This is a genomic window from Novipirellula galeiformis (genome assembly GCF_007860095.1).
Classification (GTDB): Bacteria; Planctomycetota; Planctomycetia; order Pirellulales; family Pirellulaceae; genus Novipirellula; species Novipirellula galeiformis.
This window is the reverse complement of the sequence record NZ_SJPT01000001.1, coordinates 620,130-633,786: the sequence shown is the minus strand read 5'-3', so window position 1 is coordinate 633,786 and position 13,657 is coordinate 620,130. Positions and strand designations below refer to the sequence as shown.

Annotated in this window: 6 protein-coding genes; 3 read left to right on the top strand and 3 right to left on the bottom strand. The window is 55.7% G+C overall.

Features of this window, described 5'->3' with window-relative positions:
• The first annotated feature begins 52 nt into the window (after window positions 1-52).
• Both Pla52o_RS02185 and Pla52o_RS02180 read left to right on the top strand, forming a co-directional pair.
• Window positions 53-1,339, top strand: a complete 1,287-nt coding sequence (locus Pla52o_RS02185; RefSeq protein WP_146592933.1) for an urea ABC transporter substrate-binding protein — start codon at window positions 53-55, stop codon at window positions 1,337-1,339.
• The gene (locus Pla52o_RS02180) at window positions 1,336-3,681 is read left to right on the top strand and encodes a methyl-accepting chemotaxis protein (RefSeq protein ID WP_146592932.1); all 2,346 of its coding nucleotides are present in this window, start codon (window positions 1,336-1,338) and stop codon (window positions 3,679-3,681) included. Before Pla52o_RS02185 ends, Pla52o_RS02180 begins: the two co-directional genes overlap by 4 nt.
• A 66-nt stretch (window positions 3,682-3,747) precedes the next feature.
• Here the strand turns inward: Pla52o_RS02180 and Pla52o_RS02175 are convergent, their stop codons facing one another.
• The 3 genes from Pla52o_RS02175 to Pla52o_RS02165 form a co-directional block, all read right to left on the bottom strand.
• Window positions 3,748-5,229, bottom strand: a complete 1,482-nt coding sequence (locus Pla52o_RS02175; protein WP_146592931.1) for a DUF1501 domain-containing protein — start codon at window positions 5,227-5,229, stop codon at window positions 3,748-3,750.
• 189 nt (window positions 5,230-5,418) lie between these two features.
• The gene (locus tag Pla52o_RS02170) at window positions 5,419-8,157 is read right to left on the bottom strand and encodes a hypothetical protein (protein WP_146592930.1); all 2,739 of its coding nucleotides are present in this window, start codon (window positions 8,155-8,157) and stop codon (window positions 5,419-5,421) included.
• A gap of 210 nt (window positions 8,158-8,367) precedes the next feature.
• Window positions 8,368-11,814: a DUF1553 domain-containing protein gene (locus Pla52o_RS02165; protein WP_146592929.1), complete on the bottom strand. Its 3,447-nt coding sequence runs from the start codon at window positions 11,812-11,814 to the stop codon at window positions 8,368-8,370.
• Between the two features lie 482 nt (window positions 11,815-12,296).
• On the opposite strand from Pla52o_RS02165, the gene ectB reads away from it, so the two are divergent.
• The gene (gene ectB, locus Pla52o_RS02160; RefSeq protein WP_146592928.1) at window positions 12,297-13,604 is read left to right on the top strand and encodes a diaminobutyrate--2-oxoglutarate transaminase; all 1,308 of its coding nucleotides are present in this window, start codon (window positions 12,297-12,299) and stop codon (window positions 13,602-13,604) included.
• Window positions 13,605-13,657: the final 53 nt, after the last annotated feature.

Genomic DNA, 13,657 nt, shown 5'->3' with positions numbered 1-13,657 from the left:
GCTAAGAGCGTTGAATCGTCGCTGGTCGCTTGCGCTTAAATGAAGGCTGCAAATGAAACCGCCCCATTGGCGGTGGCTCTTTCTCGCCACCATCGTGCTCTCCATCGCGGCAGTTCTCCTCGGTCGGTCGATCAATTCCCAAGCGAGCCGCCGACCGATTCGAGTCGGAATCCTGCACTCACAAACCGGTACGATGGCGATCAGCGAATCGCCCGTGCGTGACGCCACGCTGATGGCGATTGAAGAAATCAACGCCAGCGGTGGTATTCTTGGCAGACCCATCGAAGTGGTCAGCGCCGATGGCCAATCCAAGGAGGCCATTTTTGCGAGTCAGGCCGAGTGGTTGATCGTGGATGAACAGGTCAGCGTGGTCTTTGGCTGCTGGACCTCGGCGAGCCGGAAAGCCGTTCGCCCCATTTTTGAACGACACCAGCATCTCTTGTTCTATCCCGTTCAATACGAAGGACTGGAGCAATCACCGAACATTGTCTACACCGGCACGACTCCGAATCAACAAATCCTTCCCGCGGTGAAATGGTGTTTCGACAACCTTGGCGCGAGGTCGTTCTTTCTGGTCGGTTCCGACTATGTCTTTCCACGCACCGTCAACACCATCTTGCGAACTCAAATCAGCGCGTTGCAGGGCGAAGTTGTTGGCGAAGAATACATGTTGCTTGACAGCGAACAAGCCGATGCGATTGTTGCGAAAATTGTGGCGACAAAGCCCGATTTCATCCTCAACACCCTCAACGGACACAGCAATCACGCATTCTTTTCATCGTTGCGCGCTGCCGGTATCGCAGCCAGCGATATTCCCACGATGTCATTCAGTATTGCCGAAGTCGAATTGTTGAACATGCGTTACGATCAGACGCAAGGCGACTATGCCGCATGGACCTACTTTCAAAGTATCGCGAGCGAACGCAACACAGCGTTCGTCAAGCGTTTCCAGGACCGTTTTGGAAGTGACCGCGTCACCGATGACCCGATCGAAGCGGGTTACTTTGGTGTTTATCTGTGGAAGCAAGCCGTCGAAGATGCGGGCACCGACAAACCAAGCGCCGTGCGAACCAAGGTTGGCAATCAAAGCTTCCCCGCTCCGCAAGGCATCGTTTCGATCGATCCCGAGACGCATCACACCTGGAAAACACTCCGGATTGGACGCATCCGTGGGGATGGTCAATTCGACATCGTTTGGACCTCGGACTACCCGGTCCGCCCCGTCACGTTTCCGATCTACCAATCTCGCGAACAATGGGAACAGTTTCTTGAGGACATGTATCGGGATTGGGGGCAAAGTTGGTCCAAGCCGGCTGACTCGGAGCGCGACAAACCATGATTTCACGCCGGCTTCTCCCCCGATTGATTGCGTGGTTCTTGGCGATTTCGCTTGTGCCGATGGCGATCGTCGCGCTGTTAGCTCACATCAGTGCCGAGCACGCCCTGCGGAAACAAATCGAGAGTCACTTATGGGCCACTGCGGATAGCAAGTCGCTGCAGATCAATACCTTTTTCCAAGAGCGCATCGACGATGTCGCGACGTTGTCCAAAATCCCCGATGTCGCCAATGCGCTCGAAATCCTTTCCATTAATGACGCCGACGCAAGCGATGCGGTCGCGGCGCGGGCCAGCATGCGGAGTTTGTCGAAGTCGTACCTTGAAGGCATTCGTTACAAGGAGCTTTATTTGGTTTCGAATGACGGAAAGGAAGTGTTTTCGACTGCCGAGGGGGACAATAATGTACTCGGACAAATCAAAACGTTCCCCGAGGCACTATCCAAAGTCGCCAATCGTGCCGCCACGCTCCTGGAAACCTCGGTTTCCGATCCCATCCTGATTTCCGCGACATCCCAGGTTCGCTTGATCGCGGCGCCGGTGACGCTAGGGGAAGTCGCCGTGGGAGTCGTGGCGTTGGCCACCAGCGACGACCGCATCATCTCGCTCGTTCACGAAGACACAGGGTTGGGTCAGAGCGGCGAGACATTGATTGGATCACGTGTCGGTGACGAGATCGTCTTTGCCACCTCGACGCGGTTCGATTCCGAAATCGGTTATCGACGACGTTGGAAGATGAGTTCGGTCCCAGAACAGCCGATGTATTTGGCCGTCCAAGGCTATCGGGGGCGTGGTGAAACGATTGACTATCGTGGCGAACCGGTGCTCGCGGTTTGGCGATACCTTCCGTCGTTTCGCTGGGGCATGGTCGTAAAAATGGATTCCAGCGAAGCGTTCGCACCGGTGCGAATGCTGCGCAATCAAGCGATGTTCATTGCCGCGCTGGCGTTCTTAGCGGTGCTGACGATCGCCGTTATCGTCTCACAATCGATTTCCCGACCGATTGTGAAGTTGAGGAAATCGGTACAGCGAATGGGCCGCGGTTCGCTTAACGAACGGGTCACGGTCGATTCCCACGATGAAATCGGCGACTTGGCGAACGAATTCAACCGGATGGCTGAAACGTTAAGCTTGAAAGTACGAGAAATCTCCGAACAAAAAGCGCACACCCAAACAATCCTCGACTCCACCGCCGACGCCATCGTAACCTTCATCGACCAGGGACCGATTCGCTCGTTCAACGTCGCCGCAGAGAAATTGTTTAATCGCAGCGCGGACGAGGTGATCGGGCAAAGCTTGCAGCAGTTATCCGCCGGCTTAGCCGCCGTGCCCGCCTCACCCGATCCCAATGCCGAGACGGTCGTCGAGATCCACCATCCCAACGGAACCAAGATTCCATTGGCGGTGCGGCGAACCGAAATGGAAGCGAGTGAAAATCGATGGATCATCCTGACCCTGCAAGACATTACGATGCGGCAACAGATCGAAGCGGAACGCAAGCGGTTGTTTGCGGGCATCCGCAATGCCGCGGAACAACTCTCCACCGCCAGCAAGGAAATCCTTGCCTCGACTTCACAGCAAGCGGCAATGACTCAGCAACAGGTCGCGATGGTTTCGGAAATCACCGCCACCGTGCACCAGGTAGCGACCACGGCAAGTCATGCGGCCGACCATGCCAAACACGTGGCACAATCCTCGCTGCGAGCCGACGAAGTGGGACAAACGGGCTTGGCATCGGTACGCGATACGATCAAAGCGATGCATCACGTCCGTGAACAATCCGGATCGGTGGGCCAAGCGATCCTGATGCTCGCCGAACGTTCTCAAACGATCGGACAATTCCTCAGCAAGGTGACCGACATTGCCGAACAAACCAACGTGTTAGCGCTGAATGCCGCCGTGGAAGCTTCACGCGCCGGTGAACACGGTAAAGGTTTTGCCGTCGTCGCGGCCGAGGTCAAATCGTTATCGGCCCAGTCCAAACAAACCGTCGTCGAGATTCGCACGATTTTGATGGACGTTCATCAAGCCATTACTCAAGTGGTTTCCACGGCCGAGAAAGGATCCCACTTGATCGACGAGGCGAGCGAAGTGGTATCCCACGCCGACGAGGTGATCCGAACGTTAGGAGAGACAATCAAGACGGCCGCAAAAGCGGCGACTCAAATCGTCGAGAGTGTGGGGGAACAAGCCAACGCGCTATCGCAAATCAATACGGCCATGGCTCAAGTGGACCAGGGAACGCAGCAAACGCTCGCTGCCAATCGACAATCCGAACGCTTAGCCCAAGATCTGAACGACTTGGGCACTCAATTAGTCACCCTGATTCAAGACAGCGAGCAATAGCCATGTGGCGGAACGCCGCCCTCACCCCCACCACCACGCGCGCCCTCCGGTTCAAAGGCGGGCATGTTAGGCGAGCAGTTCTTTAACGACGCGTCCATGCACATCGGTCAAACGGTAATCGCGACCTTGGAAGCGATAGCTCAATTGTTCGTGATCGAAGCCGAGTAGGTGCAAGATGGTGGCTTGCAAATCATGAATATGGACCGGGTTTTCCGCGACCGAAAACCCAAGTTCGTCCGATGCTCCGTAGTCGAATCCCGCTTTCGTGCCGCCACCGGCCAACCACATTGAGAAGACGTCGGGGTAATGATCGCGTCCAAGCACCTTGCTCGACGCCGTGCGACCTTCGCGGAACGGGGTGCGGCCAAATTCGCCTCCCCAGACCACCAACGTGTCTTCGAACAATCCACGCTGTTTCAAATCCTTAATCAACGCGGCGATCGGCTTATCCATCGTGGCACATTTACTCGTCAATCCGTCGGTAATTCCAGAACCGACCGACGTGCCGTGGAAATCCCAGCCCCAATCAAACAATTGGACAAAGCGGACCCCCGACTCGACTAATCGCCTCGCGAGTAAGCAATTATTCGCCAAACTTGATTCGCCCGGTTTCGCTCCGTAGGCCTCGAGCGTCGCTTGACTCTCTTGCGAAATATCCATCACCTCGGGAACCGCGGTCTGCATGCGGAACGCCAATTCATACTGTGAAATACGCGTCAAGGTTTCGGGGTGTCCCATCGCGGACGCTTGGATTTGATTCAGATCCCCAAGAGCATCGAGGGTCTTGCGGCGCAGCGGGCGATCCATCCCGGCGGGGTCCGAGGCGTACAACACGGGGTCGCCCTTCGAGCGACACTGAACGCCTTGATAAACCGAGGGCAAAAACCCGCTGCCGAACGACGACTTGCCCCCATTGGGCTGTACCCCGCTCGAAATCAGCACCACAAATCCCGGCAGATTTTCGTTCTCGCTGCCGAGCCCATAGGTCACCCACGATCCCATCGACGGCCGCCCCGATCGAGGCGAACCGGTGTAAACCAACAACTCCGCCGGAGCGTGATTGAATTGGTCGGTGTACATCGAATGGACCATACAAAGATCATCTGCGATCCCATGAAAATGGGGAATCGCGTCGGACATCCAAGTCCCCTGGTCCCCCACCTGAGACCAACGGCGGGGTGACCCCATTAGCTTTGGCGTACCGCTGGTGAAGGCAAATTCGCGGCCCTGCAGAAACTCGGCGGGGCAATCTTGATCGGTGTGTTCCGCTAAACTTGGCTTGTAATCAAACAGATCCAAGTTCGGTGGCGAACCGGTCATATGCAAATAGATCACTCGCTTTGCTTTCGCAGGAAAGTGAGGTTTGCGCAGGGCCAACGGGTTTGGGGCCAACGGGTCCGAGGGCAGGGGAGCAGACGCAAGCACGTCCTGTCCCTTCGCATGCTCGTTGGTCAAGGCCGCCAGTGCGATGCCGCCAATCCCCGCAGCGGATTGCTGAAGGAAGTGGCGTCGCGTTCGAAGCAGCATTTGTTCGAATCGGGGATCCATGATTCTTCCTCGAGAACGGTGCGGGGATCGCTTCGGCAATCAAGCCGGCTTCCATTCTACACGATCGCCCAATGCGATGAACTCAAACGCGGCAATCAAGCGGCATTGAGCTTCCCGTTCTCGTTTCCCCCCGTTCCCAGGCGGCTCGCCTGGGAACATTCGCCGTGGGGATCGGCATGACTCAGGCCCTCATTTGGGCGTCACGAGGAATTCCCCAGCGTTCGCTTCGAAGTACATCGTGTTTTGGCCCGCGGAGACCTTTGCAGCGGTAATTTGCTTGCCATCGCCACTTTGGACATTCCAGTTGCCTGGCTTCAATCCAGTCAACAACACCTGACGCTTGCCCTCGCCTAGAACCTGGATCGTAAAACTCGCTTCGAGGAGCGCGGAGCCTTTGCTCATCGAAACGACTCGATCGGCAAGGTGGACCACAAAGTTCTGCTCCGTCTCGCTGAACTCAACCTTCAACGGCTTGGCGTCGCCCGCGGTCATCTGGAAAACGGTCAGGAACCGATCTTGCTGATTCGCTGTTTTAGGCGAGATCATGATCCGATGCCCGCTGGCCTCGGGATGATAGGTCGGCGGCGCATCGTATTGGAACTCGAACGAACTGTTTGCTTTTTTCCCGCTGAAGATCTCCGTTTGGCGATCGGTCGCGGCAGGAACCAGCATGTTCACGTGGGTCTTGCCAACCAACTCGCCTCGTTTGTTCTGCAGGATGACGCCGTCGGCGGTTTGCTGCGGGGGTTCCAGGGTGTTGATTTGCCAGTATTTCTGGAATGCTGGATTCGCGGTCGTCATATCATCGGTCAAGATGATCGCCGCAGGAACGTCGTCTCGTTGCAGATTGAGGAAGCAGAACCCGCGAGTGTACTGTTCCATTTTCGCCGAATACGCACTCGTCAAATCGGCCTTGAAATAACTGTAGGCCGGTGTTTGCTTGGAGGGACCAAAGTCGGTCGAGACGACTTTGCCATTGTGAAATTTTGGATCCCGCTTGGTCTGCGCCGGGGTGCGGGGATGACTTTGGTTGTAGCGGGTCCCGCCGTCGTTGGATTCCGTGTTAAGAAACTTCTCATCCGGATCTCGAGCCAGCATCATGCTGTGGGCGATCGAACGCTTGTTGAAGTTGACGTCGTACGGGGTTCCATAGAACTTATAGACGCCCAGGTCGGCGACCTGCTGACCCCGGTAGTAGATTTGTAGCGCTCCGGCATCGGAATGTTGGTGGTTGCCGAAATGGAATCCGCCCCCTTTGATTTCCGCCACCACATCGTTGCTGTCGAGACTGATGTCCCATCCGGTACGAGCGATCATCGACCCGAGAATCGGACCAAAATCGATTGTCAGCGGTAACGAATCAAGGCTTTCGATCGACTTCAGATTCGGATCGTTCAGCAGCAAAAACAACACGGGGTTACCCGCCAATCCACCCTGACGCTCGAAATCTCCCTTCAGCACCGGATCGTTTGCGTAGGCGTACATCAACAGCATCGTCTGGGGATGGCGCCAGTAATAAAACGTGCCAGGCCGTCCGGCGTTGAATCCATCACCGTCACGAAGCATTTGCCCATCGGGGAGCCGCATGTACTGCCAAAATTTCCGGACCCCTTTCAAGTTCTCGTCAAAAACGGGTTGGCCCGTCATGCGGTAGAATAACCATGCCGCATGCATCTCCCATCCAAAACGATAGGCACCGTAATTCACCCCTTGGTTGTGACGTGGCGATTGGTACTCGAATTTTCGCATCGGCACCAAATCTTCTAAAATGAGATGAGAAGTGTATTGGTACGGTTTCGAATCGTCGCCGTAGAGTGCGATGCTCATCGCCAGCAGATCGCGGTTGACTTGGGCTTCATTGCCATGCCCGTTGACGACACTTTGGCGAAATGGGGGCCAACCACATTCCATGTCGATCGACAGTCGCATCAAATGCTCACGCAGCAGTGACTGTTCGGCTTCGCTCATCAGATCGTGGCACCAATCGTATACCACCGACGCGGTGTAAATCGCGCGGCCGATTTCGCGAGTGACATCCAAGACATTGCCAAACTCGACATGCGAGAGGTAATCGGCGGTCAATTGAACCGCCTCGCGTCCCACCGCTTTGTCGCCAGTCATCAGATAGTAGAAGGCCTTGATTTCGGCCGTTTTTTCGAGTGCCGCATTGAACGGAACTTCCTCGCTTGAGGAAAACTTAAACACGAACGGTTTTTTAGCGGACGCGGTGAGTTTCTCCCAAACCGCTGCGTTTTCGCCCACCGTCAAGCGTTCCTTCACGGTTTGCAATGACGCTTCGTTAACCCACAATCGTGGTCGGGTCTTGGGAGGAACCACGGGGGGCTGGTAAGCCTGGGCTTTCTCAGGAACCGCCGGTGGTGTGTAGGTTCTCAGTTCGATGTATCCCAGTCGCACGCCTCGAGGCAACCAGAGCTTCAGCTGCTGATCCTGACCGTTGAGGTGGAACTTCCCCGTTTCTTGACGTGGGCGGTTCCAAGGGACGTAGACCACTCGCTTTGTCGGGCGTTCGTCATCGATTTGGAGTTTCATGAATAGCGAATCGTATTTTCCTTTCGCCTTCTCCATCAGCGCGGCCCCTTCGTCATCCACCACCGCGTAGGTGCTGATCACGTACAGCCCCGCCGCGGGGGCTTTGATGCTGAAGGAAATATCCGACGGGTCGCGATCACTCTCAACGGCTGCGGCCGCCTTCGGTTTGAGCGTGATCCCCTGTTTGCTGTTCAGTCGCGATTCAGCGACGATTTCGGTCGTTTCGGTGTTTAATACGGCATGCTCTGCCGTGATTCGATAGGGTTTGCCGGCAACAAACGGGGGCTGTTCGGCATGAACCAAGCCGCCAGCGGCAAGCGTCAAGTGAAGCAAGCCCAAAACGGCGAGCGTCGAGATAGTGGTTGTGGTGTTTGGCATATTTTTCGCTACCCAAAAGGAAAGGGGTGGCCGTAGCAGAAAGGAGGGGGAAACGCCTCGACAAGGCGTGGAGAGGATCGGCGAGTGTACGCAAAAAAACGGCTGGCGGGAACCTCTCGGTCGGCGGGTGAAGCGACAGTCCACGGCGGGAAACCCGCCAGACGCCTTGGGAAATCGGAAGCCGGGGACATTATTGTGGATCGCCTTGTCCTAACGCTTCATCAACATCTCATCGAGATTTAACATCACGTTTCCAATCACCGTCCAGGCGGCGAGTTGCACCACGTTGGCTCCTTGGGGAGCCTCGCCGATCGGATCGGTCGCCATCTGGTTGGCCGCAACGGGGTCTGCCGAAAACGCTTGCAAGGCATCGTCCAAGAGTTGCCGGATTCTCGTAATTTCCGCGTCGTTAGGCTCGCGAATCAAGCAGGTTTGGAACAGGAACTGAATTCGCTCCTCGCTCGTTTCGGCCGCCGCCACGGTGCGCCGCGCCAGCGCCTGGGCGGCTTCGACGTAAACGGGATCGTTTAGCGTCACAAGTGCTTGTAACGGTGTATTGGTTGGGGTTCGTCGCACCTGACACACGTCGCGATTCGGAGCATCGAATTGCGACATCGAAGGATAGGGACTCGATCGTCGCCACATCGTGTAGATCGCAGCGCGATAGCGGTCTTCCCCATCGCTTGTCTTCCAATCGGTGTTGCCACCAAAGGCGGCGCGCAATCCCAATGCAGGTTGGGGAGGATTGACGGGCGGCCCGCCCATTTTATCACTCAACAATCCTGCCACGAAGAGTGCTTGATCGCGGACCATCTCGGCGGAAGCGCGGACACGCGGCCCCCGCGCGAGCATCCGGTTCATCGGATCGATTGCTTGTTGAGCCTGACTTGTCACCGAGCTTTGCCGATAGGTCGCCGACATCACCAACCGTTTCAAGAACGCTTTGAGGTCCCAGCCACCGTCGCGCAATTCGGTCGCCAACCAATCCAACAACTCTGGATGGGAAGGCAATTCCCCTTGCGCCCCAAACTCTTCGCTCGACTCGACAATCCCGGTCCCGAAAAGTTGTTCCCAATGGCGATTGGCAATCACTCGAGCCGTTAATGGATTTTCGACATCGACCAACCATCGCGCCAGATCCAATCGATCGAGAGCATCATCGTGCTCGAGCGGGTGAAATGCTTGTGGAGTCCCCTCACTCACCTCATCGCCTAAACTCAGGTAGCTGCCGCGGAGATGGACATGGGTTTTCCGCCGCTGATCCACCGCCAATGGCTGCATGATAGGCGTGGTCGTCACAGGTTTCATTTCGCGAAGCTCGCGTTCCAATTTCGCATGCTGTTTGCGAATCGGCTCCAACGAAGGGGCAATGCTTCGAAAGTAAGCCGCTAGCTCAGCTTGCTCCGACGCAGTCCGAGAGGATTCTTCGGCAGCTAACAATGCTTGGACATGGGGAGCCAATGAAGCCCAACGTGCGACCGACGCATCGGACGTCATCGACCACCGAAAATGATCGAGCAAATGTTTTTCATGAATCGACTCTTGATCCAAGTTTAAAGTCAAACGGCCTTCGGAAAGTGGAATGGGTTGATCGAGCAGGAGCGTTAGCTGGTGAGCGGCGGCCAAACCGCCACCGATCCCCCAACCTTGGCGAGCGTCAACGGGGTTAGCCAAGATGCTTGTCGCAGTGAATTTGGGTTGTTCAAAATCAGCAAATGCCGCCGTGAAACGAAGCGGAATTTCTCCGTTGGTTTTCAGTTCGATACTCGGCGAAGGCAGCGTCGCAGGCGACTGCTCCCAAATCACCTGACGCGATGGATCAAGCAATTGAAGTCGATAGCCCGCTAAACGTTCGGCGATCGCCGCCCCTCCGTCCGTTCGATTCCACAATACAATTCGATCCACCGGAAACTCTGCTCCGAGGTCGATCTCGAGCCATGGATTGTCTTCGGCGGTCGTGTGCGTGACCGATCGCTCTTGAAAGTCACCGCTGGTGTTACCATCGTTGGCGAGTTCCGCCGGACCATTAGATCCAGTCGAACTTTGGGTTGCTTTTCCGCTCAATGCAACGTTCTCGTTGCCACTGAAGACTTGCAATTCCGCGACATGAATCATCCGTTTCTTGCCCGATAACTCGAGCCGGACAAACTGTGCCTTTCGAGGCAAGTTGACTTGCGGCGTCCAAGTGCCGGTGACCTTTGAAAGCACGAAGTTTTCTGTCTGCTTGTCACTCACTTCTAATCGCAAAGCGACAAGCGGACCAACGTTTGCGTCGGCTGCGTCACGCATGGGAAAGACAAGCTCGTAGGATTCCTGTGGAGGCTTTTCTCCTATCGCGGTAACCCACCCCTCTTCGTCGCAGTTCAATTGCCGCTGGCGGGCGGTCATGTCGCTCGTTAACAGCGGCGTCCAAGTGGGCGGGTGTCGCAGCGATTCGATCCACTCCGCTTGCTCCTTTACCAACGTGGGAGTTGATTCGTTGAGCTGCAACGCCAACGCATCGATTTGAGCTTGCAAGGCTTGCTTGCGCTCGATTTGTTTGGCCCCCCAGACCTCGTGTAGGGGTGCTTCGTCACGAAGGTCGCGATCGGCGGATTGGTTAAAAAATGCAAATAGTTGAAAATACTCGTGTTGGGTAATCGGATCGTATTTGTGGGTGTGGCATTGAGCACACGCCATCGTGGTCCCCATCCACACCGCCATCGTCGTGTTGACACGATCAACGACCGCCACATTACGAAACTCTTCATCGTTGGTTCCCCCTTCGCTATTGGTCATCGTATTGCGATGGAACGAGGTCGCAATCAATTGCTCGTCGCTAGGATTCTCGAGCAAGTCTCCGGCGATTTGCTCGATCGTAAATTGGTCAAACGGCTTGTTTGCGTTCAGCGAGGCGATCACATAATCGCGATACGCCCAAATCGTTCGTGGCGGATCATCCGCATAGCCAGCTGAGTCGGCATAGCGAGCCAAATCGAGCCACACGCCGGCCCATCGCCGGCCAAAGGACGGCTTGGCTAACAACCGATCGACGTAGTTTCCGTAAGCGTCTTCGTCGACATCATTGACGAAGCTCTGAGCTTCCTGCCATGTCGGCGGCACGCCCGTTAAATCGATCGCCAAACGCCGCGCCAGCGTCAAACGGTCCGCTTCAGGGGACGGTTTCATTTGCTGTGCTTCGAGCTTGGACAACACAAACGCATCAATCGAATTTCGAATCCAATCGGTTTGCTTGACTGGGGGTAGGGCAGGGCGGCTCGGTTTTTCGTATGACCAATGCTTTGCGTAGTTGGCGTCCTGCTTGATCCATTGACGCACCAACGCGAGCTCGCGTGCCGAGAACGGATCGCCTTTTCCAGCCGGTGGCATCCGCATCTCTTCGTCGTCGGTCGCCAAGCGTTCGATGATCTCGCTTTGCTCCGGATCGCCTGGTTTGATAGCAACATAGCCGCCCAGGTCTTCACGTGACCCCTCTTCGGTATCTAGCCTTAGTCCGGCGGCCCGTTGCTCTTCATCGGGTCCGTGACAGGCCACACAGCGGCCGAACAGCAGCGGGCGAATATCACGATTAAAATCGATTGGCGTCTCTGCGAAACCGAACCCCGCGGCGAAAAGCCCGCAGACGATTGGCGAAATGTAGCGAAAACTCGGGCGCATCCTGTTCCTCAATCGTAAGCATCGAAACGGACAAAAGGGGCGAAACGCAGCGGGGACACCGAGGTTCCGACGATCCGCACCTCCCCTCGCACTGAGCGGAGACCCTAATTGGCAAGAAAAGTCCCCGCCCCGAAAACCCCTCCACGGAGGCAGGTGTTCCTGTTATCTTATTTTAGCAGGGCAAGAAAGTGGGTTGCGGATTGGCATCGCAGATTTCACATCATCTTGAGCGAATTCAAACGCAGCGTACTCAACGCCCCCCAAACGAGATCCCCCCCTCTGAATCACGTAACCGTGATATCCGTTAATATCCGCAGAAGGGGTTAGAGACCGTCTCTCTTCGTGGGAATCGCAATCGAACCGGGCGGCCATTTCGGCCCCGTTTTAAGACAAAGCTAAGCTTGCTGCGTCCTCGGCGAGAACCTTGCCCTCTCGCCTAATCGCTAGATTTCCCATTCCTATTGCCCAAGGAATCGTCACCGATGCAAGATCCTATTGAACCAATCGAATCGAACGTACGGGGTTATGCACGTCTGTTTCCCACTGTTTTTGACACGGCGGTAGGATCCACGATGACGGATACCCATGGTAAATCCTTCATCGATTTCTTTTGTGGCGCGGGTTCGCTCAACTATGGGCATAACAATCGGCAGGCGAAACAGGCGTTACTCGCTTACATCGAGCGGGATGGCATTCAACATTCGTTGGACACCGTGACCTCGGCCAAGGTCGATTTTCTCGATGCCTTTGAACGTATCATCCTGCGACCTCGAAAGCTCGATTACCGCATTCAGTTCACCGGACCGACCGGAACGAATGCGGTCGAAGCTGCGGTCAAGCTCGCTCGCAAGCAAACTCAGCGTTCGCATGTCGTTGCGTTTACAAACGCATATCACGGCCATTCGCTTGGCGCCTTGGCGTTGACCGGCAACCAGTTCTTCCACAGCGAATACTACGGTTCGCACAACGATGTAACCCACCTGCCATTTGATGGCTACATGGGAGACCTAGATACTTCAACACTTTTCGAAAAGATGCTCAATGATCCTAGCAGTGGATTGCCACTTCCTGCTGCCGTGATCCTGGAAACGATTCAGGGCGAAGGGGGCATCAACGTTGCCAGCGACGCTTGGCTCCGACGCATCGCCTCGCTATGCAAACAGCACGGCATCCACTTAATCGTTGACGATATCCAAGTCGGCAACGGTCGCAGTGGAAAATTCTTCAGTTTTGAACACGCTGGGATCGTTCCCGACATGGTTTGTATTTCCAAGTCCATCGGCGGCGGATTGCCAATGTCCTTGGTTTTAATCCGTCCCGAAATCGACGTTTGGAAACCGGGGGAACATACCGGTACATTCCGTGGGAACAATTTGGCATTCATCTCGGCTCGCGCCGTGCTCGAGTATTGGAACGACTCCGATTTCGAGCAACAGATCGAAGAACGCAGCCAGAGGGTCCAAACCAAACTGCATGCCATTTGTGCGAAACACAGCGCGCGACAATTTCGAGTGCGCGGACGCGGACTCATCTGGGGCCTCGACCTCCGCTGTGGTGATCTCGCTAGCGAGACGATTGCCGAAGCATTCAAGCATGGCTTATTGATCGAAGGAGCCGGGGCACATGACCAGGTATTGAAGGTGATGCCGGCGTTAACCATCGAAACATCGCTGCTTGAAAAAGGGTTGCAAATCCTCGAGTCGGCGGTAGATGCTTCGTTATTCAAACCCGTCAAGGCACCTGCCGAGGTGTTCCATACCGCGAGTATGAGCGTCACGACGAACCTTTAACAAAGACGTTTCGACATGCATTCCCACACCCAGACTCCGATCTCACGCTGCTC

Coding starts and splice junctions, on each gene's coding strand:
- Pla52o_RS02185 (WP_146592933.1), top strand. CDS start 53: ATGAAACCGCCCCATTGGCGGTGGCTCTTTCTCGCCACCATCGTGCTC.
- Pla52o_RS02180 (WP_146592932.1), top strand. CDS start 1,336: ATGATTTCACGCCGGCTTCTCCCCCGATTGATTGCGTGGTTCTTGGCG.
- Pla52o_RS02175 (WP_146592931.1), bottom strand. CDS start 5,229: ATGGATCCCCGATTCGAACAAATGCTGCTTCGAACGCGACGCCACTTC.
- Pla52o_RS02170 (WP_146592930.1), bottom strand. CDS start 8,157: ATGCCAAACACCACAACCACTATCTCGACGCTCGCCGTTTTGGGCTTG.
- Pla52o_RS02165 (WP_146592929.1), bottom strand. CDS start 11,814: ATGCGCCCGAGTTTTCGCTACATTTCGCCAATCGTCTGCGGGCTTTTC.
- ectB (WP_146592928.1), top strand. CDS start 12,297: ATGCAAGATCCTATTGAACCAATCGAATCGAACGTACGGGGTTATGCA.